Raw genomic sequence first — 23076 nt, 5'->3', positions numbered from 1 at the left:
ATCGTGGAAATAACATGAATTTTGAACTTCTCTTTGTATTGCTTCTTTTAGGGGCGATCGTCGGCACGATGTCGGGCTTACTCGGTATTGGCGGTGGGTTAATTGTTGTGCCAGCCCTTGCTTACTTGTTACCCCTATTTGGGATCCCCGCCGAATTAGTGATGCAAATAGCGTTGGCGACGTCGCTAGCCTCGATTATTATTACCTCTGGATCTTCTGCTATTAATCATGTCAAGCTCGGCAATGTCGACCTTTTTGTAATTAAATGGCTGCTGCCTGGTGTCATCGTGGGTGGGTTAGTTGGGTCATTTGTAGCGGAATGGATCCCTTTCCAATATCTGCCTAAGGTGTTTGCACTGATCGTCTTTGCGCTGGCTGTACAGATGATTTTATCGATCTCCTCTACCTCCACTCGTCCACTGCCATCCCCAGTTATTATGAGCTGCTGTGGTGGTGTTATTGGCATGGTATCAAGCCTTGCCGGTATCGGAGGCGGCTCTATGTCTGTCCCATTCTTAAGCAAGCATGGTGTAGAAATGCGTAGGGCAGTTGGATCTTCGTCGGTGTGCGGTTGTGTGATTGCGATTGCAGGTATGATAGGCTTCATTCTCCATGGCGCTAAGGCACAAGGTTTACCTGAATATAGCCTTGGCTATGTGTATGTTCCCGCACTGTTGGCTATCGCCGTGACCTCGATGTTAACGACTCGGTTTGGTGCTAAATTGGCCACAACGATGCCAACACCGAAACTTAAAAAGATTTTTGCGGTCTTCTTAGTATTCGTATCATTTTCAATGATGTTTTAGTCTTTATTACCCACACGTTAAGAGAGCAGTTTATGTCTCAGGGATTTATTGAATTTCCTAGTATTGACCCCGTTTTATTTGAAATTGGCCCTATATCCGTTCGCTGGTATGGCTTAATGTACCTAATCGGTTTTGCATTTGCGATGTGGCTTGCCAATCGACGTGCAGATAAAGCCGGATCTGGCTGGACTCGTGAACAGGTATCGGATCTGCTATTTGCCGGCTTCTTGGGTGTGGTGATTGGTGGTCGAGTTGGGTATGTGTTGTTCTACGGTTTCGATACTCTCATGCAGGATCCACTCTACTTGTTCAAAGTATGGACTGGCGGGATGTCTTTCCATGGTGGGTTGCTTGGGGTGATTACCGCTATGTTGTGGTATGCCCGTAAGAACGGTCGTACCTTTTTCAATGTTGCTGACTTTATCGCGCCGCTTGTGCCATTTGGCTTAGGAATGGGGCGTATCGGCAACTTTATGAACAGCGAACTTTGGGGCCGAGTTACCGACGTGCCTTGGGCGATTGTATTCCCAAATGGCGGGCCATTACCAAGACACCCTTCCCAGCTTTATGAATTTGCCTTAGAAGGTGTCGTATTATTCCTTATCCTCAATTGGTTTATTAAGAGAAGTCGCCCAGAGGGTGCGGTGTCAGGTCTATTCTTACTTGGCTACGGTTGCTTTAGGTTCTTGATTGAATACGTTCGTGAACCAGACGCACACTTAGGCTTGTTTGGCGGGTTTATTTCGATGGGACAGATTCTGTCATTACCTATGGTCATCCTTGGTGCCTTAATGATTACGTGGGCTTACAAAGTCAACGGAAACACGACACATAACGTATCTAAGCAATAGGAATTGTTGTGAAGCAGTATTTAGATTTATGCCAACGTATCGTCGATGACGGTATCTGGATTGAAAATGAGCGTACAGGAAAGCGTTGCTTGACGGTGATTAATGCCGACCTTACGTATGATGTGGCGAATAATGCCTTCCCATTGGTGACAACGCGTAAGAGCTTTTGGAAATCAGCAGTAGCGGAATTGTTGGGTTATATCCGCGGATACGATAACGCTGAAGACTTTCGTAAGCTCGGAACTAAAACGTGGGACGCCAATTCCAACCTCAATGAAGTGTGGCTAAACAGCCCTTTCAGAAAAGGTGAGGATGATATGGGGCGCGTTTATGGCGTTCAAGGACGCTCGTGGGCAAAGCCTGATGGCGGGCATGTCGATCAACTTCGTAAGATTGTCGATGACCTATCTCGTGGTATTGACGATCGCGGTGAGATACTGAATTTTTATAACCCTGGTGAGTTCCACATGGGGTGTCTACGTCCGTGTATGTACAGCCATCACTTTTCACTGCTTGGTGATACGTTGTATTTAAACAGTACACAGCGCTCGTGTGATGTCCCACTTGGGCTCAACTTTAATATGGTTCAAGTGTATGTTTTCTTAGCGATTATGGCGCAAATTACGGGTAAGAAACCGGGGCATGCCTATCATAAGATTGTTAACGGGCATATCTATGAAGACCAGCTAGAGTTGATGCGTGATGTTCAACTAAAGCGTGAGCCTCTTTCAGCGGCGACTTTCCATATAAATCCGAAGATTCAGTCACTCGAAGATTTAGAAACTTGGGTGACGATGGATGACTTTGAGGTGCGTGACTATCAATGTCACGAACCAATAAAATACCCATTTTCAGTGTAATAAAATGCCGAGCGATGCTCGGCTTTTTATTATCTAGATAGAAGGGAAAAAGTGAGCGCTTCTCTCTATCTCTATCTCTCTATCCATTTATCTAGCGAGATAGACGAGCGAATTAGTCGTAGTACTCATCCTCGATAATTTCTTCTTCGATGATGTCGTCTTCTATAACTTCCTCTTCTACGATATCGGTCGCGACCTCACATGTCTCTTCGTCGTATGCGCCATCAATAGCGCCGCCAACTGCGCCGGCACCACCACCAATAGCAGCACCAGCCGCTGCTCCTGAACTTCCATCGACGATACCCCCGACGACGGCCCCCGTGACAGCCCCATCAACAGCGCCATCAATGGCACCATCAGAGGTTTGATCGCAGTAGTAAGCAAATGAAGGGGAGCTAAGCATAGCCAGAAGGAGAAGTGTTTTAATTTTCATAACGCGTTCACATTGTTATTGGAAGTGACAGTAGGGTAATGAACATCGACAAACTAAATAAGATACCTCGCGTAAAGGTTTGGTCAGTATAGTGTGTGTTTATTGCTGCGGTTTATGATTGCTACTTTTACACTAGCCAAGACCATCACTAAGGCTTGTTTGGAGCGGGGTATTTGTAGTGTGAATGCAATGACCTATCTTGCGATAACCATCAAGTGTCACTCATAATGGATAGATAAGCGTTGGAATAGGAATTGATCATGCGATGGTTTGGGTATGTTTTAGCTGGGATGTTAGTGGGTTGTAGCAGTGCTCCGACAGAAATAAAAGTGGCGGATGAGAAACAATTAGTGGCTTATAAAGCGGTCGTTGACAATACAGCGGAATTTGTCGGTAAACCAGCGAGGTGGGGTGGGGTCGTGGCTCAATTGAGTAATCCTTCGCCCAATAGTAGCGTGTTGCAAATCAGTCAATTTGAGCTGGATAGCAAAGGTAGGCCTGATGAAACTCAGCAAGGAACAAGCCGCTTTGTCGTAAAAGTTGACCGATTCTTAGACCCGAGTATTTTTGTTCAGGGTAAAGCCATGACGTTTGTAGGCATAGTCGCAGGCAATGAAACGATTAAAGTCGGAGAGCAAACGCTAGTCGTACCCGTTGTTAAGGCGTCTAACTACTATTTATGGACCGAAGACAAGCGAATCAAAACCTACTATGTCGGTGACCCATTCTATGATTACTATTACGATCGTGATTACTACTGGGACGATGTCGATGATATTGATCTGATAGAGCATTATGACGATTACGATGCGTATGACTACGGCGATTATTAATACGTATTCAATGTTGATTGATTAAAAAAGTAAAAGCCCAACGCATTGACGTTGGGCTTTCATTTCGTATTACATTGTCATTTAAGCGAGTTGCTACTCGGAGGCGATTACGTTGTTAGAGCGAGAATCGTCCCTGGAATGATGACAAAGATAGAAGCAAGGTATCCAGCTACCACCGCTTTATTCTTAATTGCCATATCTGAAATGTAGTCAGCGCCTTTAACAGGTAGTTCTCTTAAGAAAGGAATACCAAAGATGAATACGGTTGATAAGACATTAAAGACTAGGTGAACCAACGCTATTTGAAGAGCAAAAACCGCATACTCACCAGAGACTGCTGTTGCGGCAAGCAGGCCGGTAATACAAGTACCAATATTCGCCCCAAGTGTAAATGGATAAACATCACGAACTTTCAACGTTCCGGTGCCGACTAGAGGAACCATCAAGCTCGTTGTTGTAGAAGAAGACTGAACTAAGATAGTGACGATAGAACCCGATACGATACCGTGAATTGGACCACGACCGATGGCATTTTTAAGGATGTCACGCGCTCGGCCTACCATTAGGCTCTTCATAAGTTTGCCCATTACCGTGATAGCAACAAAGATAGTCGCGATACCTAAGACAATGAGAAGCACACCACCGGTGACATTACCAAACGTTGCCAATGGATCTTGAATTGCAGAGACAACTGGTTTAGTCATTGGTTTGATAAAGTTCAAACCGCCCATGCTCATGTCACCACTCGCTAGCATTGGTGACACCAGCCAGTGTGATATTTTCTCTAAAATACCAAACATCATCTCTAGTGGTAAGAAAATGACAACCGCTAATAAATTGAAGAAATCATGGATCGTTGCGCTAGCAAAGGCACGTTTAAATTCAGTATTACAACGAACGTGGCCTAAGCTCACTAGTGTGTTGGTTACTGTAGTGCCGATGTTGGCACCCATGATCATTGGAATCGCAACCGTAACAGGAAGTCCACCTGCAACCAGGCCGACAATGATAGATGTGACGGTACTTGAGGATTGAATAAGGGCCGTCGCGACCAAACCAATCATTAAACCAGCAACAGGATGAGAAGCAAATTCGAACAAGACCTTGGCTTGCTCTCCTGTCGCCATCTTAAACCCACTACCCACCATAGATACCGCAAGTAGCAGTAGATATAGCATGAACGCCAAGTTAGCCCAGCGTAGCCAGCGTGTCGAATTCGACATTGGTGTCGCAGCTGTTGTTGCTTGGTTCATCATAGTTTTCTCCGTTTGACCTGTAGAATTTTGTCGGTCTGTTGTGGAATCTGCTGCGATAGTAGATCTGAATTATTACAGTAATATGACGATATTATGTCGCTCATCAATAACTGCGATATTTGTGTTTTTTATTTTATTGACATGACATATTTTTAATCTAAAGCGTTGATTTAAAATGATTTTATTTGATGTGATAAAAATAGATAAATAGCGCTATTTTAATGAATAAATTCGATTGTAGAGCGGTTTTGGTGTGCGAATGTGACAACTATGACAGGTTGTGTTTCGTTATTTACGATGCATGACTTAGGTTGTATCGGTTTAACCGAATATTGTTGATCTGGGAAGAGTTTGATATAAAAGGCATTGAGAATTTTAAGGCGGTAATTCATGTCACATCTTAATTATAATCACGTTTACTATTTCTGGATGGTTTGCAAGCAAGGCTCAGTGACAAAGGCAGCCGACGCGTTGTTTTTAACACCACAAACGGTGACGGGACAGATAAAAGCACTTGAAGAAAGAATGGACGGCAAGCTTACCAAGCGCAATGGGAGAAGTGTTGAGCCTACCGAGCTAGGGCAGCTTGTTTACAAGTACGCTGATCGTATGTTTGGTTTGAGCTATGAGATGCTTGATATCGTTAATTACAGCCAGCGCTCTAATATCTTATTCGATGTCGGTGTCGCCGATGCACTCTCAAAGCGTCTCGTGAGTAAGATTTTGATGACGACCATCCCTGATGATAACAGTATTCACCTGCGGTGCTTTGAATCTACCCATGAGATGCTGTTAGAGCAGCTATCTCAGCATAAGCTGGATATGATTTTGTCCGATTGTCCTGTTGATTCTAGTCAGAGTCCAGGATTGTTCAGTAAGAAACTTGGCGAAAGCCGGATGAGTTTTTTTACATCAGGAAAGGTCGAACATCATCATTTTCCTGAAATACTGGAGCAACGAAAATTATTACTCCCAGGAAGTCGCACCTCAATGGGGCGTAAGATCCATCAATGGTTTGATCGGCAAGGTATCCAACCTAATATATTGGGCGAATTTGATGATGTGGCATTGATGAAAGCCTTCTCTATGTACAAAGAAGACGTAATATTTTTAGCACCAAGCTTATATATGTCAGAGATCTCAGATAAACGCCCGCTTCAACATATTGGTGATATCGACGACCTTAAGGAAGAGTATTACGTTATTTTTGCTGAGCGAATGATCCAGCATCCTGCGGTAAAAGGGGTCTGTGAGGCCGACTTTAGTGATTTGTTGAATGTTTAGTGAGTTTTTTTAGTAACGAAGAGGCCGTATTTTAAAATGGTTACTTCGTTCGGGTTAGATCGTTTTACTAGGGTAGAGGTAAGGTATGAATTTGCAGGAGATGGAAAAGAATGCACCGCAAGCGGTGATGCTCCTTAAAGCAATGGCAAACGAAAGACGCCTGCAAATACTTTGTATGCTTCATAATACTGAGCTTTCAGTCGGGGAGTTGTGTGCAAATTTAAACCTAAGCCAATCAGCGCTGTCTCAACATTTAGCATGGTTGCGCAGAGATGGACTGGTTTCTACGAGAAAAGAAGCACAGACGGTGTATTACACCTTAAGTAGCACAGAGGTTCGTCAAATGATCGAACTACTGCATGGCCTATATTGCGAAGAAGAGTGATACCTGAGGGGCGTGCGGTTTGTATCAGGGCCAGTTCATGTCTGAGCTGGCTCACATGCTATTGCTATTAGGACAGTGACGATGTCATTTTAAGTCAGCATTGGTGCTTTTAAGCAAAATTATAAATAAAACGATAGATACAAAAAAACCGGCCAAGGCCGGTTTTTATCGCTAATCGAGTTCTAATTAAAGAGCTTTGATTGCTGCAGTGAAGCGAGACTTATGACGAGCTGCTTTATTCTTATGAATAAGGCCTTTAGTCGCCATACGGTCTAGAAGAGGTGTAACTTCAACTAGTGCCGCTGTTGCTGCTTCTTTATCGCCAGCTTCAATAGCAGCGATAGTTTTTTTCATGTAAGTGCGCATCATAGAACGACGGCTAGCATTGTGCTGGCGACGTTTCTCAGCTTGGATAGCGCGCTTCTTAGCAGATTTACTGTTTGCCAAGGGTCTAACTCCCAAAAACTTAGTTCGGTGACAATTTAAGGGCGAGGAATATCCTCTATTTGCACTTAAAAGTCAACAGATTTGTGCAAAAACCCAACGATATAAAACAAGTTTTGATATCTGGAGGTCTTCGCGGTTAAGATGGCGGGGATTCTAACAGTATTTTTCAACCAATGCTAATACTATCCGCTCTTGAACAATAAAGAAGACGGAAACCCATCTAGGACAAGGTATTAGCTAGGTAATTAGGGGTGAAAGTGAGTAAAAAGCTTCTTAAGTCTGGCATGATCGTAAGTGCTATGACGTTAGTGTCCCGAGTATTGGGACTGGTGCGCGACGTGGTCGTGGCCAATTTAATGGGAGCAGGCGCGAGCGCCGATGTGTTCTTTTTTGCCAATAAAATACCCAACTTCTTGCGCCGCTTGTTCGCTGAAGGCGCCTTTTCGCAAGCCTTTGTTCCAGTACTTACTGAGTATCATGCCGCTGGAGATAAAGAAAAAACACGTGATCTCATTGCTAAGGTATCGGGAACGTTAGGCGTACTAGTGTCGATCGTGACATTGTTTGGTGTGCTAGGGTCTGGTGTCGTTACCGCTGTCTTTGGTTTTGGGTGGTTCCTTGATTGGTTAAATGATGGTCCAGCCGCCCCTAAATTTGAGCTGGCTAGCTTGATGCTCAAGATCACCTTTCCCTATCTTTGGTTTATTACCTTTGTGGCCTTATCTGGCGCTATTCTTAATACCTTAGGTAAGTTTGCCGTTTCATCGTTTACGCCCGTCTTTCTAAATGTGATGATCATTGGCTGCGCTTGGTTTATCTCACCCAACCTTGCTCAACCTGAGATCGGTCTCGCTATTGGTGTCTTTCTTGGCGGTTTTGTTCAGTTTGTATTTCAGCTTCCCTTTCTTATAAGAGCGGGGGTTCTTGTTAAACCGAAATGGGGTTGGCGAGATCCTGGCGTAGTGAAGATCAGAACCTTGATGATCCCTGCGTTATTTGGTGTCTCAGTCAGTCAGATTAATTTATTGTTTGATACCTTTATCGCCAGTTTTCTGGCGACGGGTTCCATTAGTTGGTTGTATTATTCGGATCGCTTATTAGAGTTCCCGCTTGGCCTTTTTGGTATTGCGATTGCGACTGTCATTCTCCCTGCGTTATCTCGTAAGCATGTTGATGCCGAGAGTAGAGGCTTTGCCTCAACGATGGATTGGGGGGTGCGTATGGTGGTGTTATTGGGTCTACCGGCAATGTTGGGACTGATGGTGCTAGCGAAGCCCATGCTAATGGTCTTATTTATGCGCGGTGAGTTTACACCACATGATGTGAACCAAGCCTCGATGTCATTGCTCGCATACGCGTCAGGCTTACTTAACTTCATGCTGATAAAAGTTTTAGCACCTGGGTATTTCTCGCGACAAGATACCAAAACACCGGTGAAATACGGCATTATTGCCATGGTCTCTAATATGGTATTCAATGCTATTTTTGCATACTTTTATGGCTATGTTGGCTTGGCTATGGCGACGGCTTTGTCTGCACTTATTAATATGGCACTACTTTACCGTGGGCTTCATATTCAGAATGTTTACCGTTTAACAAAACAGACGGCCCTGTTCATTGGTAAGTTAATTATTGCATCGTTAATCATGGTCGCGGTGGTGATTTGGTTATTGGCAGACATGCAGCAGTGGTTGTCATGGGGGCTAACACAGCGTGTGACGACATTGACTATGTTGATCGGCGTTGGTGGTGCGAGCTACCTATTTACACTCTTGCTACTTGGCATTAGAGTGAAGGATTTAAAAGCAGCGACAGATTAGCAATGATTCGTTATAATCCGTCGGTTTCACACTGCTATTATTAACTTCAACAGGTGGTTTAGTCGTTTCATGGAACTTATTCGAGGCATCCATAATCTAAGAAATCAACATCATGGCTGTGTGTTGACGATTGGTAATTTTGATGGTGTACATTTAGGGCACCAACGTGTACTCGAACAGGTAAAAGAAAAGGCAGTGCTTTTGAATTTACCTTCTGTGGTGATGACGTTTGAACCTCAGCCAATGGAGTTATTTGCCAAAGACAAAGCACCGGCACGTTTGACGCGATTGCGAGATAAGTTCGAGCTATTACAGCAGATGAATATAGACCGCTTGCTTTGTGTGAACTTCAACCACCACTTTGCTAGCCTGTCGGCTGAATCATTTATTCGTGATTTGCTCGTCGATAAGTTAGGCGTTAAGTTTTTAGTGATTGGTGATGATTTCCGCTTTGGCAAAGGTCGAGTCGGCAACTTTGACATGCTCAAACAAGCGGGTAAAACGTTTGGTTTTGAAGTCGTCAGCACACGCAGCTTTTGTGTCGATGATAGGCGAGTCAGTAGCACGGCAATTCGTCAGGCTTTAGCCAACGATGAGCTTGATGTGAGCGCAGAAATGCTTGGGCGCCATTACACATTGTCTGGTCGGGTTGCTCATGGTAAAAAACTGGCGCGAGACTTCGGTTTTCCAACCGCAAATATCTCTTTAAAGCGATATGTGTCACCGGTCAGTGGTGTATATGCGGTGCAAGTAATGGGCATTGATAAACAGCCGTTACCTGGTATCGCAAATGTCGGTAATAAACCGACAGTCAATGGTTCCAACTTAGATTTAGAAGTGCATATTTTTGGCTTTGATGGCGATCTGTATGGAAAGCAAATTGAAGTCGCACTGTTCCACAAAATACGCAATGAGAAGAAATTTAGCTCTTTGCAGCTGCTTAAGCAGCAAATAGAATTGGACGCTGAAGTAGCAAGGGTGTGGCTACTTGAGTGTATGGGTTAGTGGGAGATTCCACCGCTAACATAATGTCTAACTGTCGCCCAATACAACGGAATTAAGAATCGATGAGTGAGTATAAAGATACCCTGAACCTTCCTGAAACAGGGTTTCCTATGCGCGGTAACCTGGCTAACAGAGAGCCAGAGATGCTGAAGCGTTGGTATAAAGAAGATCTTTACGGGGAAATCCGTAAAGCGAAGCAAGGCAAAAAGTCATTTGTATTACACGATGGCCCTCCATACGCGAATGGTGATATTCATATCGGCCACGCACTGAACAAGATTCTTAAAGACATTATTATTAAATCTAAAACCCTTTCTGGTTTTGATGCCCCTTACATTCCGGGCTGGGATTGTCACGGTCTTCCTATCGAATTGATGGTAGAGAAGAAGAAAGGCAAGCCGGGTCAAAAGATTTCTGCATCTGAATTCCGTGAAGAGTGCCGTAAGTATGCCGCGGGTCAAGTTGAAGGCCAAAAAGAAAGCTTTAAGCGTCTTGGCATCATGGGCGAATGGGATAAACCTTACCGCACTATGGACTTTGGCACTGAAGCAAACATCATTCGTGCACTTGGTAAAATTGCCGACAAAGGTCACTTGCTGAAAGGGTTTAAGCCTGTTCACTGGTGTACGGATTGTGGTTCAGCGCTGGCTGAAGCAGAAGTTGAATATAAAGATAAAGTGTCCCCATCTATTGATGTGAAATTTACTGCGGCAGACGAAGCGTCTCTTCTAGAGAAATTTACTCTAGCGGAAGGACATGCCGGCCAAGGTGAAATCTCGATTGTTATCTGGACAACCACACCGTGGACACTACCGGCAAACCGCGCCGTATGTCTTCGTGATGATCTAGAATACGTATTGATTCAAGTTGAAGCGCACGGTGAGCAAACGGCTCAACGTATTATTGTTGCTTCTGAACTTGCGAAAAGCGTGATGGATCGTGCGGGTATTGAGCACTTCCACAATCTTGGTTTTACAACGGGTGCTGAGCTTGAGCTTTCTCAATTCAATCACCCGTTCTACAACTTCACAGTACCTGCTGTGTTAGGTGATCACGTAACGACAGAGTCGGGTACGGGTGTTGTTCATACTGCGCCAGGCCACGGCCAAGAAGATTTCATTGTAGGTAAGCAATACAACCTAGAAATCGCTAACCCTGTGGGTTCAAACGGTGTTTATCTGCCGGATACTGAGCTATTTGCTGGTCAACACGTCTTTAAAGCGAATGATTCAGTATTAGAAGTATTGAAAGAAAAAGGCGCGCTGCTTCATCATCATGCGTATGAGCATAGCTATCCACATTGTTGGAGACACAAAACGCCAATTATTTTCCGTGCAACACCACAATGGTTCATCTCAATGGATCAAGCGGGTTTGCGTGCAAAAGCACTCGAATCAACCAAGAATGTTGAGTGGATGCCTGAATGGGGCCAAAGCCGTATCGAGGGTATGATTGAAGGTCGCCCTGAATGGTGTATCTCTCGTCAACGTACGTGGGGCGTGCCAATTGCGCTGTTTGTACATAAAGAAACATCAGAACTTCATCCAGATAGCCCAGCTCTTATCGAAAAAGTAGCAAAACTAGTGGAAGAAAAAGGCATTCAAGCTTGGTGGGACGTAGACGCTGCTGAACTCATGGGCGCTGACGATGCTGACAAGTACGAAAAAGTTCTTGATACACTCGATGTTTGGTTTGACTCAGGTGTGACGCACTTCTCTGTGGTTGATACTCGTGAAGAGTACAACGGCAACAAAGCGGATCTTTACCTTGAAGGCTCAGATCAACACCGTGGTTGGTTCCAGTCTTCATTGATCTCTTCGATTGCGATGAAAGATGAAGCCCCTTACAAGCAAGTGCTAACGCATGGTTTTGTTGTAGATGGCAACGGCCGTAAGATGTCTAAATCTATCGGTAATGTTGTGGCACCTAAAGATGTCACTAACAAGCTTGGTGCTGATATCCTTCGTCTGTGGGTCGCTTCAACGGATTACACCGGTGAAGTAGCGGTTTCTGATGAAATCCTTAAGCGCTCAGCCGATGCGTACCGTCGTATTCGTAACACGGCTCGTTTCTTCCTAGCGAACCTAAATGGTTTCAACCCTGAGACAGATTTAGTGCCAGCAGAAGAAATGGTGGCATTGGATCGCTGGGCGGTAGGTCGTGCATTTGCGGCGCAAGAAGAGATTGTTAAAGCATACGGCGAGTACAATACTCATGGTGTGACTCAACGCCTAATGCAGTTCTGCTCAATCGAAATGGGCTCTTTCTACCTAGATGTGATTAAAGATCGCCAATACACAGCGAAGCAGGGCGGTCACGCTCAACGCAGCTGTCAAAGTGCTCTGTACTACATCGTAGAAGCGCTTGTTCGTTGGATGGCGCCAATCATGTCATTTACTGCGGATGAAATCTGGAACGAAATGCCAGCTTCTTTGCCGACTGGAGAGCAGCGCGATAAGTTTGTGTTCACGGGCGAATGGTATGAAGGTCTGTTTGATTTAGCGGACGATGAAGCCTTGAGCAATGAATTTTGGGCTGAGATCCAAGCGGTTCGTGGTTCTGTGAATAAACTGCTTGAAGACGCTCGTAAAGAGAAAGTTATCGGCGGTTCGTTACAAGCTGAAGTGACGCTTTACGCTGATGAAGCACTCGCTGAAAAACTGAACCAACTGGATGACGAGCTGCGCTTTGTATTACTGACGTCTAAAGCAGAAGTAAAAGCGTTAAGTGAGAAGTCTGCAGCGGCTCATGCAACGGATCTTGCTGGTTTGTTTGTTGAAGTCGTAGCAACGGAAGCTGAGAAGTGTGAGCGTTGTTGGCACCATACACCGGATGTCGGCACTATCGCTGGCCATGAAAAAATCTGTGGTCGCTGTGTCACTAACGTAGAAGGTGAAGGCGAAGTTCGTAAATTCGCTTAAACAACACAATGACTGAACAGACGTTTTCATTAAAACAATCTGGAGTCCGCTGGCTGTGGCTGGCGGTACTTATCTTCGTTGCCGATATTGCTATTAAGCTCGTCGTCATGGACAGTATGGGATATGGATGGGCAAATCGTATTGAGGTTTTGCCGTTTTTCAATCTCCTTTATGTCCATAACTACGGGGCTGCATTTAGCTTTTTGAGTGACCAAGCAGGTTGGCAGCGCTGGTTCTTTACTGGAATTGCCTTTGTTGTGACCGGTATGCTGACATACTGGATGAGCAAACTACCGGCAACTGAAAAGTGGAACAACATTGCCTATGCCATGATTATTGGTGGTGCGGTGGGTAATGTGTTTGATCGTGTGGTGCATGGTTTTGTTGTGGATTACCTAGATTTTTACTGGGGAACCTATCACTGGCCAGCTTTCAACCTCGCCGATATGACGATTTGTATCGGTGCTGGATTGATCATCCTCGACAGTTTTCGAAAAAAAGAAACCAATTAGTGTTATAACTTGAATAACCCTAAGCGCTGTACGTTGATTCGTACGGCGCTTTTTTATATAACAAGCATTTGATACGACTTATTTGATACAGCGAGTTTGCAACGGCTAGTTTGAGAATAATCGTTTGATTACAAGGAAGCGGTAACGTGATGACCATAAAACAAGATAGCGCAGTAACGCTGCATTTCACCATCAAACTGAAAGACGGCTCAGTGGCGGATAGTACTCACAATATGGGTAAACCCGCAAAGCTTGTGATTGGTGATGGTAGCTTGAGTGAGAATTTTGAACAATGCTTGTTAGGGATGTCAGCATCCGACAAGCAATCGATCGAACTGAAAGCCGAAGACGCCTTTGGTATGCCTAATCCGGACAATATTCACTATATGGATCGCGCTAAGTTTGTGGGTGACTCTGAGGTGGAAGTCGGTACAATAATGGCCTTCTCTGGCCCTGATGGAATGGAAATTCCAGGGATTATTACCGAGATTGCAGGTGATTCTGTCACGGTGGATTTTAATCATCCACTTGCAGGCCAAGACGTCACGTTTGACGTGGAAATACTTTCAGTAGAATAACTGTCCTATAGAATAAACAAAATCGGTGTGTACTGATGAGTAATGAAATGAAAATTAAATTAGCAAATCCACGTGGCTTTTGTGCTGGTGTTGATAGGGCTATTAGTATTGTAGAGCGCGCTCTGGAGTTGTACCAGCCGCCGATCTACGTACGTCATGAAGTGGTGCACAACCGTTTTGTAGTCGAAGGCCTTAAACAGCGCGGCGCCGTTTTTGTTGAAGAGTTGGCAGAAGTGCCTGACGACAATATTGTCATTTTTTCTGCGCATGGTGTGTCTCAGGCCGTTCGAAAAGAAGCGAAAGAGCGTGCATTAACCGTATTTGATGCAACGTGTCCCTTGGTGACGAAAGTTCATATGGAAGTGGCAAGAGCAAGCCGCAAGAACATGGAAGTTGTATTGATTGGACACGCTGGCCACCCTGAGGTTGAAGGGACAATGGGGCAGTATGCGAGTAATACTGGCGGAATGTATTTAGTCGAGCGCCCAGCAGACGTGGATTCATTGAAAGTGAATGACCCAAGTAATCTGCATTACGTGAGCCAAACCACGCTGTCAGTGGACGAGACGGCAGATGTGATTGAACGCTTGCGTGAGGTATTCCCTCAGATTCAGGGGCCTCGTAAAGATGATATTTGCTACGCCACCCAAAACCGTCAAGATGCCGTGCGTGAACTTGCAGAAGCGGTTGACGTGATGGTCGTCGTCGGTTCAACAAATTCCTCAAACTCAACACGCTTAAAAGAGCTGGCAGAAAAATTAGGCACACCGGCCTATTTGACTGACACCCCTGATCAGATTGAACCAGAGTGGTTTGAAGGCAAAGGTTTAGTTGGCGTAACCGCAGGCGCATCCGCACCAGAGGAGCTGGTTAATCAAATTATTGATCGCATTAAAGATTTAGGTGCGAGTGACGTTGAAGAAGTGCTGGGAAGAGAAGAAAATATGTTCTTTGAAGTACCGCGAGAGTTGCAGGTTAAGCAAATCGACTAATTACATCGTCCTACTAAATTAAATCGTTCTTCTTACTAAAGACCTAGCCGCTATGCGACTGGGTCTTTTTTTCGTCCGTCTATTGAGCGGACGACCTGTACGTTTATTTAATAAAAAATCCGAGTACATGAGTACTCGGATTTCTATGTGGTAGTCAGTTGTTTATCGAAAACGAAGCGTTTTTTTAGAACTCACTATCATTGAGTAGTAGCGCGATTAGGCTGTCTTCGTTTCACCTTGAGGCTTGTCTTCATCTTCAAGCTCGATGTCTCCTTTACCTTTCGATATTTTAATCACATAAGCCGTAATGGAGAGTGTGCTAATAATACCGACGATTGTGGAGATTTGCATTGGTAAACCAAAGCCTAACGTGCTGTTGTTTAGGATAAAGGTAATGACTACCGTGGTCATGAACATGGCAGGGGCCGTCGTTACCCAGTGCAACTTGTTATGACGAAGTAGGTAGGCGGATGCCGTCCAAAGCATCATCACAGCTGTCGTTTGGTTGGCAAACCCGAAATAGCGCCAGATGATACCGAAGTCTACTTGAGTCAAGATGCCACCGATAACAAACAATGGCAGCGCCATTAGCAGACGGTTACGTAGTGTCTTTTGTTCCATGTTGAAATATTCAGCAAGGATAAGGCGGCTTGAACGGAATGCAGTATCACCCGATGTAATAGGCAAGATAACCACACCTAAGAAAGCGAGAATACCGCCGAATACACCAAGTAAACCAAATGATGCGCTGTAGACGACGTTACCAGGACCGCCATTAGCAACGGCCTCTGAGAGAGACTCGACTGAGCCAAAGAATGAAAGTGCTAGTGCACACCAGATAAGAGCAATGACACCCTCACCGATCATTGCGCCGTAAAATACAAAGCGACCATTTTTTTCATTTTCCATGCAGCGTGCCATCAATGGCGATTGTGTCGCGTGGAAACCTGAGATAGCGCCACAAGCAATCGTGATAAACAGTGCAGGCCATAATGGAAGGTCGTTAGGGTTCATGTTATTGAACATGTCGCTGATTTCGAAGCCACCCATGACAGTGTGCTCGCTTGACATTGCGACAGCGGTAATGAGGCCGACTGACATAAAGATAAGCAGTGCGCCAAATAACGGGTAGAAACGACCAATGATTTTATCCACCGGTACAATGGTCGCAACAATGTAATAAGCGAAGATTGCGATAACCATCGTGGTCATGCTGACCGACATATCAAATTGATCGTTGACTAGATTGGTGATCATGCCAGCCGGTGCAGAAACAAATACGACACCGACAAGCAGCAGCAATACAATGGCAAAAATGTTCATAAAATGTTTGGCGCCATTGCCTAGGTATCGACCTGTAATAGTAGGGACGGATGCGCCACCATTACGGATAGAAAGCATGCCAGAGAAGTAATCGTGCACCGCACCAGCAAAGATACAGCCAAGCACAATCCAAAGCATCGCTGCCGGACCGTATAGAGCCCCCATGATAGGGCCAAAGATTGGGCCGACCCCTGCAATGTTCAGCAACTGAACCAAGTAGACTTTTTTAGTCGACATCGGTACATAATCCACGCCATCCGCTTTGGTATGCGCAGGGGTTTGACGCTTTTCATTGATTCCAAATACTTTCTCGATGAAAGCACCATAAATAAAGTAACCGCCAATCAATGCGGCAACGCAAGTCATGAACCACAACATAATGTGTTATCCCTAATTTGTAATAACATTAAAACCTGTCGTCGATCATAACGTGACTTGATTTATAGATGCCGGGGTTATTCGCCGAGTGGTTGAATAGCTGATTAAGTGGTCAATAGCTAGGTTAAGTGGTTTTTTCATGGCTTAAGTGGTCAGAAATGCGGGGTAAGTGGTAGGAGAGAAGCGTGAAGCACATCACTTAAGCATTCAATGAGTGGCATTCTTTGCGAAATACTGGCATTGTGGCTGCAATAAAATAGGACGCAAAAGGATGACTATGAAAGCCATTATTGCCGTGCTCGCAGGGCTACTATTATTTGGATGTGCTAACGGTGTTGAAGCGCTAGCCAAACAAGGAAATTGGAATCAAATGGGCTATCAAGACGGTGTCAGAGGGCAGTTGCCTAGGACATACTCAGCATTGCAGAAATTAGGCGCCGCCGATCATGCTGAATATGAGCGTGGGTATCAGATTGGTGTCATAGAATTTTGCGATGCGAGTTTTGCTTACCAAATTGGCCTGTCTGGGCAATATTATACGGGGGCCTGCGAAGGGTTGCCTGACGCTCAGCGCTTTCGCATGGAATGGCAGCGTGGCTGGAACGACTATTCAAATTAGTAAACGGGACCTTTAAGGTCCCGTTTTTAATAAGAGGGAGAGGATAGCGTTTGGCTATTTATTCACCTTGTGGTTATTTATCCACTTTGTGGCTATCGACAGCTTTTCGCAAGAACCCCTCTTTGTCGGCTAGTTGTTGCTTTGCTTCTTCTTTATCTAATCCAGTGAGGATGATTAAGATGGCGAGCTTGACGTCATGGTCGGTGATTGTTAAAGCCTGCTTGGCTTCACGTTCGGTACACTCTGTGGCTTGCATGACAATCCGAGTTGCCCGGGCGACTAATTTCGCATTTGTGGCTTTCACATCGACCATTAGGTTCTCGTAGCTTTTACCCAACCGAATCATACTCGCTGTGGTTAGCATGTTAAGCACCAGTTTTTGTGCGGTGCCTGATTTCAGCCGTGTGGAGCCCGTTAATGCTTCTGGGCCCACGACTGGGCTAATGGCAATAGAAGCAATGTTCGCTAGCTGTGATGCAGGGTTACAGCAAAGCGATACGGTTGTTGCGCCAATGTCATTGGCGTATTCCAATGCGCCAATGACGTAGGGAGTGCGTCCGCTGGCCGCAATGCCGACAATCACATCATTGGCAGTGACATTGATACCAACAAGATCAGTTTGCCCTAATTCAGGGTCATCCTCCGCACCTTCTTTTGCCTTAAACATGGCATCTTGCCCACCAGCAATGACGCCTACGACCATCTCAGGTGAGGTCCCAAATGTGGGCGGGCATTCAGACGCATCCAGTACGCCAAGTCGGCCACTGGTGCCTGCACCAATATAAATGAGTCGCCCATTATTTTGAAATGCTTGAGTAATTGCATCGACGGCTTGCGCGATCTCAGGGATGACTTTTTCGACGGCAATCGGTACTAAGTGATCTTGTTGATTCAAGCGCAGGACAATTTCCTGGCTAGTGAGTAAATCGATGTCCATCGTTTCTGTGTTGCGTCCCTCAGAAACGAGTTGAGTAAGGGCATGCAACAATGCATCGTTAGTCATAATATGTTTCCTAATCTGCTGAATAGAGCACGCCTAGTGGCACGGCTCGGCTTGCCCCTGTAACAGAGGGAAGATTACTTGGTATATGGTGAACGTAACAGTGTGCCAGCCAAGCAAACGCCACCGATTCCATGTAATCACCACTGATGGCCTCGCTATCGGTACTCGCGACATGCCATCCGGTGAGCAACTCAGTCAAGCGCTGCATGATGATAGGGTTGTTGGCTCCTCCGCCACAGACGAGAAGCTTAGGTTGTGCCCCAATTTTGTAGGGTAGCAGAGCATCAACGATACTACGCACTGTAAATTCTGTCAGGGTGCGAAGGGTATCATGGACGGAGAGCGGCTGGCATTGTAAGGCTTGTTTGTCATCGAGCCAATGTTGATGGAAATACTCCCGCCCTGTGCTTTTTGGGGCCGGGCGCGATAGGTATTCATCTTCAAGTAGCTGGTTTAACCACAGCGGGTCAACGTGGCCTTGTTGTGCTTCTTGTGCATCCTCATCAAAGGCCTTATTTAAGTGTTGGGAGCAAAGGGTATCGAGCAAGGTATTGCCCGGTCCGGTATCAAAACCGATCACGGTGCCATCTGGTTGAAGGATCGATATATTGGCAATACCACCGATGTTCAAAATGACCTGAGAGGATTGGCTGGCGCCAAAAAGGTAGCGATGAAAAGCAGGCACGAGTGGCGCACCCTGCCCACCTAATGCCATATCTCGACGTCGAAAATCACCCACGGTGTTGATACCGGTTCTCGCCGCAACGATATGGTTGTCACCAAGTTGTATGGTGAATGGGGCATTGCCGTCGGGTTGATGGAAAACAGTTTGTCCATGATTACCGATGGCTGTAATTTGGCTTGCTGTGACATTGGCTTTATCAAGAAGCTGTAATACTGCCTGAGCATACACATGGCCAAGCTGGTGGTCGAGTTCACCAATCGCCTTTAAATCGGTTGCTTGACCGTGGCATATCTCGAGAACGCGAGTCTTTAATTGAGCGGGGTAGTCGAGAGCGTCACTTTCAAGGAGCGAAATCCCCTTGTCATCAATAGAGACCAACGCAACATCGATTCCATCTAAGCTGGTACCAGACATGAGGCCAATATAATAGTTGGCAGATTCCATCACGTATACTCCATGTGCTCTTATCAAGATGCTAAGCCAATACTTAGCGATAGTCATTGTAAATCAAAAATAAACGGAATAATCTTTTCGCACCCCTATTTGATAACAAAATTGCAGAGGACGAATAATGGGACCGTTATGGCTAGATGTGGAAGGTTTTGAACTCAGTGCTGAAGATCGCGAGGTTCTAGAACATCCGACCGTTGGAGGGTTAATCCTATTTACTCGCAATTATCATGATTCAGCGCAGCTTATTGAATTGAATAGACAAATCAGAGCTGCAGCAAAGAAACCAATCATTATTGGTGTTGACCAAGAAGGTGGGCGAGTACAGCGTTTTCGTGAAGGATTCACGCTATTGCCTGCCGCACAGCGTTATGCAGAAATTGGCGATGAAGAATTTGCCACGCAAGCAGGTTGGTTGATGGCGGCTGAACTCGTGGCACATGACATTGATCTGAGCTTTGCTCCTGTGCTTGATCAAGGCCATGAATGCAAAGCCATTGGTAACCGAGCTTTTGGTGAAGATATCGCCAGTATCGTTCGTTTCAGTAGTGCGTTCATTTCAGGTATGAAAGCGGCGGGCATGGCGACGACTGGAAAGCACTTTCCTGGGCATGGTGGTGTGATTGCTGACTCGCATTTAGAGACGCCGTATGATGAAAGAAGCGATCTTTTTGAAAAAGATATTCAGGTGTTCAAACAACAGATTGAAGCAGGGCTATTGGATGCCATGATGCCTGCTCATGTTGTGTATCCTCATTACGATGAGCATCCGGCAAGTGGTTCGCCGTACTGGTTAAAAACTGTTTTAAAAGAAAAGCTTAACTTTGAAGGAATTGTTTTTTCTGATGATCTTTCAATGGAAGGAGCGGCGATAATGGGCGGACCCGCAGAACGTTCATTACAAGCCATGCAAGCCGGTTGCGATATGGTGCTAATGTGTAATAGTCGCCGGTCAGCGGTCGACGTATTAGATAATCTACCCATCTCAAGCGTTGCCAAGGCGCCGACGATGCTGCGTAAACAGCACTTCACTTTAGCTGAGCTTGTTAAATCAGAGCAATGGAAATTGGCCAATAAAAAGGTATGCCAAGTTTTAGATATCTAGCGTGGCATGCTTAGATTTGGTGAGTAAAAAACGAACAATGCGGTAAATGATGCAAGACGAGAAGCGAGCATAAATAGCTCGCTTTTTTATTGAAATCCTAGGGTCTCTTTGAGTGTTTTTAGGTAGCGTCGACTGACTGGTACAGAAAAGTCGCTGTGAGTAATAATTTCAGCCAGGCCATGTTCAAGGAGCTTGATCTCTTTGATGCTTTTGATGTTAATGAGGTACTGGCGATGACAACGCAGCAGTGGGGTTTTTTCTTCAAGAATTTTCAGCGATAACTGACTGTTGGCTTGCTGTGAGGCCGTTCTAACCTGAACCCCGGTAATATCGCTAAAGGCACATTCCACCTCGGTGGTGGGAACAATGACTATTCGGTGATGCCCTACACAGGGGATTTGATCGAGAGTAGGGGGAGTAATCGACTGAATGGCATTCTGTTGCTGCTGCTCTTGTTTAAGCAGTCGCTTCACCGTTTTTCTGAGCCTACACGGATCGATAGGTTTGAGTAAGTAGTCGAATGCATTATCTTCAAATGCCTGCACAGCGTACTGATCATAAGCGGTGACAAACACAACATGAGGCATTGAATCTGGGTCAAGCATGCCGAGTAATTCTATCCCTGTAATCTGTGGCATTTGTATATCGAGAAAGACCACATCAGGTTTTAGGTTATTGATCTTTTTTAACCCTTCAATAGCGTTACTTGCTTGATCAAGGACGGTGATATCTTCGATGTCGCCAAGCAACTCAATGAGCTCTTCACGCGCAAAGCATTCATCATCAATAATGAGAGCAGTCATCAGTATCATGAGGTGATCGTCGTCCTTGTTTCTGTCGTTTTTTCTCGCGCAGGAATAATAAAGCTCATTCGAGTATAGGTGTCATTTTCTACCTCAATTTTTAGCGCTGCGTCACGGCCAAATTTGTTGCTTAGCCGCTTATCAACAATTTGCATGCCGAGCCCTTCATGATCATGCCCGGGCGCGATAAACGTGCCAGCATTGTCTTCGACAATTACGCGGTGTCCGTCCGCCGTTTCCTCACTGTAAATTCTAATTTTGCCACCCTCAATTTTGGTTGATATACCATGTTTGATCGCATTCTCTACTAACGGCTGTAAGGTAAAACTGGGCACAGCTCTTTCTAAGAGTGATAGCTCAATATCCATCTCGACACTGAGCCTATCAGTGAAGCGGGCTTTTTCAATCGTCAGGTAAGCGTTGACATGAGCGAGTTCTTCTTTGAGTGAGACCGTCTCAATGTTTTGTTTAAGGTTACTTCTAAAAAATTGCGAAAGATGCTGAATTAAGCTGCGAGCCTTATCGGGGTCTCTACGGGTAATTGCGCTGATGGTATTGAGTGCATTAAACAAAAAGTGAGGGTTCACCTGTGCTTGCAAAAGCTTAATCTCAGATTGATTGAGTAGGGTTTGTTTATGGATATATTCGCCATGTAAAATTTGGCTCGAGAGCAGTTGAGCTATGCCTTCCGCCATTGACATGTTTATAGTAGAAAACAGTTTTCTTTTTGGTTCGTACAGCTTAATGGTTCCTATGACCTTATCACCCGTGCGCAGTGGGATAATCAACGCTGAACCTAGCTTACAATCTTGAGAGATTGAACATTGATAGGCATTGTCCTTACCGTCTAAATAGATGATGCGATTTTCGGTGATGGAGTCGAGCGTGCTTTGCGAAGAAATAGGGCGATTGAGCTTATGGTGATCATCACCAATCCCAACGAAGGCAAGGATTTTGTCATTATCTGTAATCGCCACTGCACCCACATTGGTTTCTTCGTAGATGATGCGTGCGATTTTGCTGGCATTATCGGTATTAAATCCATGCACCAGAATACCAACAGAACGCTCTGCAATATTCAATGCACGTCGGGAAAAGGTCGCAGAATATTCTTCAAAAATCGTCTTTCTATCTTGAAGGATGCTCATAAAGAATGCCGCACCAATCGAGTTGGCGATGATCATTGGCGCAGCAATATCAGCAACAAGAGCAGCCGCTTGATCAAAGGGTTTAGCGATAGCAAGAATAAGTAACATCTGAATGATCTCAGCGGTAAATGTGACATACAGCACCACCAGGGGATTAAAGAGCGCCTCTTTCTTTTTCTTCTTAATGAAATATAGGTGTACCACGCCACCGATTAAGCCTTCTGCGGTTGTTGATATGGTACAGGCAAGGTCGGTAAACCCTCCGAGTGTATAGCGGTGTATACCGCCGGTCAGCCCAACAGCAAAGCCAACGAGAGGTCCCCCAAACAGACCTCCCATGACCGCACCGATGGCTCTGGTATTGGCAATGGCATCGTTGATTTGTAACCCAAAGTAGGTGCCGAGGATACAAAATAAGGAGAACAAGACGTAGATACTGAATTTATGACTCACTCGGTTGGACAGGCTGAACAGAGGAATAAAGATAGGTGTTTTACTGAGCATGTAAGCCAGCATGAGATAAACACACATCTGTTGCAGTAGAGAAAGGATTAAGTCCATCTGTGATCGCCTAAATTT

The 23076-nt window shown here is 45.2% G+C and carries 22 protein-coding genes; 14 read left to right on the top strand and 8 right to left on the bottom strand.

Annotated features, from left to right (window positions below):
- Positions 1-14 precede the first annotated feature (14 nt).
- Genes ACE1OE_RS13670 through ACE1OE_RS13660 form a run of 3 tightly spaced genes read left to right on the top strand, consistent with a single transcriptional unit; the run spans position 15 to position 2517 of the window.
- Positions 15-806 (top strand): sulfite exporter TauE/SafE family protein, encoded by a 792-nt coding sequence (locus ACE1OE_RS13670; protein WP_449211404.1) that lies wholly within the window; start codon positions 15-17, stop codon positions 804-806.
- A gap of 32 nt (positions 807-838) precedes the next feature.
- Positions 839-1657 (top strand): prolipoprotein diacylglyceryl transferase, encoded by an 819-nt coding sequence (gene lgt / locus ACE1OE_RS13665; protein WP_102469927.1) that lies wholly within the window; start codon positions 839-841, stop codon positions 1655-1657.
- Positions 1658-1665: 8 nt separating this feature from the next.
- Positions 1666-2517 carry a thymidylate synthase gene (locus tag ACE1OE_RS13660; RefSeq protein ID WP_449211403.1) on the top strand — a complete coding sequence of 284 codons (852 nt, stop codon included), beginning with the start codon at positions 1666-1668 and terminating at the stop codon, positions 2515-2517.
- Between the two features lie 112 nt (positions 2518-2629).
- Here the strand turns inward: ACE1OE_RS13660 and ACE1OE_RS13655 are convergent, their stop codons facing one another.
- Entirely contained in the window at positions 2630-2950 is a 321-nt protein-coding gene (locus ACE1OE_RS13655; RefSeq protein ID WP_372059728.1) for a hypothetical protein, read from the bottom strand.
- A 260-nt stretch (positions 2951-3210) separates the two neighbouring features.
- Here ACE1OE_RS13655 and ACE1OE_RS13650 point away from each other — a divergent pair, with 260 nt between their 5' ends.
- Entirely contained in the window at positions 3211-3783 is a 573-nt protein-coding gene (locus ACE1OE_RS13650) for a Slp family lipoprotein (protein ID WP_449211402.1), read from the top strand.
- A gap of 107 nt (positions 3784-3890) precedes the next feature.
- Here ACE1OE_RS13650 and ACE1OE_RS13645 read toward each other — a convergent pair whose 3' ends face one another.
- Positions 3891-5036, bottom strand: a complete 1146-nt coding sequence (locus tag ACE1OE_RS13645; protein ID WP_198593150.1) for a Na/Pi symporter — start codon at positions 5034-5036, stop codon at positions 3891-3893.
- A 393-nt stretch (positions 5037-5429) separates the two neighbouring features.
- Between ACE1OE_RS13645 and nhaR the strand changes: the two genes are divergently transcribed.
- Positions 5430-6323, top strand: a complete 894-nt coding sequence (gene nhaR / locus ACE1OE_RS13640; RefSeq protein WP_102469932.1) for a transcriptional activator NhaR — start codon at positions 5430-5432, stop codon at positions 6321-6323.
- 85 nt (positions 6324-6408) lie between these two features.
- Positions 6409-6708, top strand: a complete 300-nt coding sequence (locus ACE1OE_RS13635) for an ArsR/SmtB family transcription factor (RefSeq protein WP_102469933.1) — start codon at positions 6409-6411, stop codon at positions 6706-6708.
- A 186-nt stretch (positions 6709-6894) separates the two neighbouring features.
- Here the strand turns inward: ACE1OE_RS13635 and rpsT are convergent, their stop codons facing one another.
- Positions 6895-7155: a 30S ribosomal protein S20 gene (gene rpsT, locus ACE1OE_RS13630; protein ID WP_102469934.1), complete on the bottom strand. Its 261-nt coding sequence runs from the start codon at positions 7153-7155 to the stop codon at positions 6895-6897.
- A 257-nt stretch (positions 7156-7412) separates the two neighbouring features.
- On the opposite strand from rpsT, the gene murJ reads away from it, so the two are divergent.
- From murJ to ispH, 6 genes are all read left to right on the top strand, one after another.
- Positions 7413-8975 (top strand): murein biosynthesis integral membrane protein MurJ, encoded by a 1563-nt coding sequence (gene murJ / locus ACE1OE_RS13625; RefSeq protein WP_372059733.1) that lies wholly within the window; start codon positions 7413-7415, stop codon positions 8973-8975.
- A gap of 69 nt (positions 8976-9044) precedes the next feature.
- Complete coding sequence (gene ribF, locus ACE1OE_RS13620; RefSeq protein WP_449211401.1) at positions 9045-9980, top strand: bifunctional riboflavin kinase/FAD synthetase; 936 nt, start codon at positions 9045-9047, stop codon at positions 9978-9980.
- Between the two features lie 62 nt (positions 9981-10042).
- On the top strand, positions 10043-12901 hold the full coding sequence (gene ileS, locus ACE1OE_RS13615) for an isoleucine--tRNA ligase (protein ID WP_449211400.1): 2859 nt from the start codon (positions 10043-10045) through the stop codon (positions 12899-12901).
- 8 nt (positions 12902-12909) lie between these two features.
- Positions 12910-13413, top strand: a complete 504-nt coding sequence (lspA, locus tag ACE1OE_RS13610; protein ID WP_102469937.1) for a signal peptidase II — start codon at positions 12910-12912, stop codon at positions 13411-13413.
- Positions 13414-13559: 146 nt separating this feature from the next.
- Positions 13560-13991, top strand: a complete 432-nt coding sequence (fkpB, locus tag ACE1OE_RS13605) for an FKBP-type peptidyl-prolyl cis-trans isomerase (RefSeq protein WP_102469938.1) — start codon at positions 13560-13562, stop codon at positions 13989-13991.
- A gap of 35 nt (positions 13992-14026) precedes the next feature.
- On the top strand, positions 14027-14983 hold the full coding sequence (ispH, locus tag ACE1OE_RS13600; protein ID WP_102469939.1) for a 4-hydroxy-3-methylbut-2-enyl diphosphate reductase: 957 nt from the start codon (positions 14027-14029) through the stop codon (positions 14981-14983).
- Between the two features lie 216 nt (positions 14984-15199).
- On the opposite strand, the gene ACE1OE_RS13595 is transcribed toward ispH, so the two are convergent.
- Entirely contained in the window at positions 15200-16684 is a 1485-nt protein-coding gene (locus tag ACE1OE_RS13595; RefSeq protein ID WP_449211399.1) for a carbon starvation CstA family protein, read from the bottom strand.
- Between the two features lie 277 nt (positions 16685-16961).
- Here ACE1OE_RS13595 and ACE1OE_RS13590 point away from each other — a divergent pair, with 277 nt between their 5' ends.
- Positions 16962-17303, top strand: coding sequence for a DUF2799 domain-containing protein (locus ACE1OE_RS13590; protein ID WP_102469941.1), 342 nt, complete (start codon positions 16962-16964; stop codon positions 17301-17303).
- 73 nt (positions 17304-17376) lie between these two features.
- On the opposite strand, the gene murQ is transcribed toward ACE1OE_RS13590, so the two are convergent.
- Together murQ and ACE1OE_RS13580 are read right to left on the bottom strand one after the other, a co-directional pair.
- A complete protein-coding gene (murQ, locus tag ACE1OE_RS13585) occupies positions 17377-18306 on the bottom strand; it encodes an N-acetylmuramic acid 6-phosphate etherase (RefSeq protein WP_449211398.1) in 930 nt (309 codons plus the stop codon).
- A 10-nt stretch (positions 18307-18316) separates the two neighbouring features.
- A complete protein-coding gene (locus tag ACE1OE_RS13580; RefSeq protein WP_449211397.1) occupies positions 18317-19435 on the bottom strand; it encodes an anhydro-N-acetylmuramic acid kinase in 1119 nt (372 codons plus the stop codon).
- A 127-nt stretch (positions 19436-19562) separates the two neighbouring features.
- Here ACE1OE_RS13580 and nagZ point away from each other — a divergent pair, with 127 nt between their 5' ends.
- Positions 19563-20546 carry a beta-N-acetylhexosaminidase gene (gene nagZ, locus ACE1OE_RS13575; RefSeq protein WP_372059736.1) on the top strand — a complete coding sequence of 328 codons (984 nt, stop codon included), beginning with the start codon at positions 19563-19565 and terminating at the stop codon, positions 20544-20546.
- An 86-nt stretch (positions 20547-20632) separates the two neighbouring features.
- On the opposite strand, the gene btsR is transcribed toward nagZ, so the two are convergent.
- Positions 20633-21352 carry a two-component system response regulator BtsR gene (btsR, locus tag ACE1OE_RS13570; protein WP_449211477.1) on the bottom strand — a complete coding sequence of 240 codons (720 nt, stop codon included), beginning with the start codon at positions 21350-21352 and terminating at the stop codon, positions 20633-20635.
- 2 nt (positions 21353-21354) lie between these two features.
- Positions 21355-23058 (bottom strand): LytS/YhcK type 5TM receptor domain-containing protein, encoded by a 1704-nt coding sequence (locus tag ACE1OE_RS13565; RefSeq protein ID WP_449211396.1) that lies wholly within the window; start codon positions 23056-23058, stop codon positions 21355-21357.
- Positions 23059-23076: the final 18 nt, after the last annotated feature.

The sequence above is a fragment of the Vibrio sp. E150_011 genome, assembly GCF_053544015.1.
This window is presented reverse-complemented; position numbering and strand designations above follow the sequence as displayed.

What these genes read in the sequence shown, in the direction of transcription:
- lspA (WP_102469937.1), top strand. Translation starts at nt 12,910, where the DNA reads ATGACTGAACAGACGTTTTCATTAAAACAATCTGGAGTCCGCTGGCTG.
- nhaR (WP_102469932.1), top strand. Translation starts at nt 5,430, where the DNA reads ATGTCACATCTTAATTATAATCACGTTTACTATTTCTGGATGGTTTGC.
- lgt (WP_102469927.1), top strand. Translation starts at nt 839, where the DNA reads ATGTCTCAGGGATTTATTGAATTTCCTAGTATTGACCCCGTTTTATTT.
- ACE1OE_RS13655 (WP_372059728.1), bottom strand. Translation starts at nt 2,950, where the DNA reads ATGAAAATTAAAACACTTCTCCTTCTGGCTATGCTTAGCTCCCCTTCA.
- ACE1OE_RS13645 (WP_198593150.1), bottom strand. Translation starts at nt 5,036, where the DNA reads ATGAACCAAGCAACAACAGCTGCGACACCAATGTCGAATTCGACACGC.
- ACE1OE_RS13590 (WP_102469941.1), top strand. Translation starts at nt 16,962, where the DNA reads ATGAAAGCCATTATTGCCGTGCTCGCAGGGCTACTATTATTTGGATGT.
- ispH (WP_102469939.1), top strand. Translation starts at nt 14,027, where the DNA reads ATGAGTAATGAAATGAAAATTAAATTAGCAAATCCACGTGGCTTTTGT.
- ACE1OE_RS13580 (WP_449211397.1), bottom strand. Translation starts at nt 19,435, where the DNA reads ATGGAATCTGCCAACTATTATATTGGCCTCATGTCTGGTACCAGCTTA.
- ACE1OE_RS13635 (WP_102469933.1), top strand. Translation starts at nt 6,409, where the DNA reads ATGAATTTGCAGGAGATGGAAAAGAATGCACCGCAAGCGGTGATGCTC.
- ACE1OE_RS13670 (WP_449211404.1), top strand. Translation starts at nt 15, where the DNA reads ATGAATTTTGAACTTCTCTTTGTATTGCTTCTTTTAGGGGCGATCGTC.
- ACE1OE_RS13565 (WP_449211396.1), bottom strand. Translation starts at nt 23,058, where the DNA reads ATGGACTTAATCCTTTCTCTACTGCAACAGATGTGTGTTTATCTCATG.
- ACE1OE_RS13595 (WP_449211399.1), bottom strand. Translation starts at nt 16,684, where the DNA reads ATGTTGTGGTTCATGACTTGCGTTGCCGCATTGATTGGCGGTTACTTT.
- ACE1OE_RS13650 (WP_449211402.1), top strand. Translation starts at nt 3,211, where the DNA reads ATGCGATGGTTTGGGTATGTTTTAGCTGGGATGTTAGTGGGTTGTAGC.
- murQ (WP_449211398.1), bottom strand. Translation starts at nt 18,306, where the DNA reads ATGACTAACGATGCATTGTTGCATGCCCTTACTCAACTCGTTTCTGAG.
- ileS (WP_449211400.1), top strand. Translation starts at nt 10,043, where the DNA reads ATGAGTGAGTATAAAGATACCCTGAACCTTCCTGAAACAGGGTTTCCT.
- ribF (WP_449211401.1), top strand. Translation starts at nt 9,045, where the DNA reads ATGGAACTTATTCGAGGCATCCATAATCTAAGAAATCAACATCATGGC.
- nagZ (WP_372059736.1), top strand. Translation starts at nt 19,563, where the DNA reads ATGGGACCGTTATGGCTAGATGTGGAAGGTTTTGAACTCAGTGCTGAA.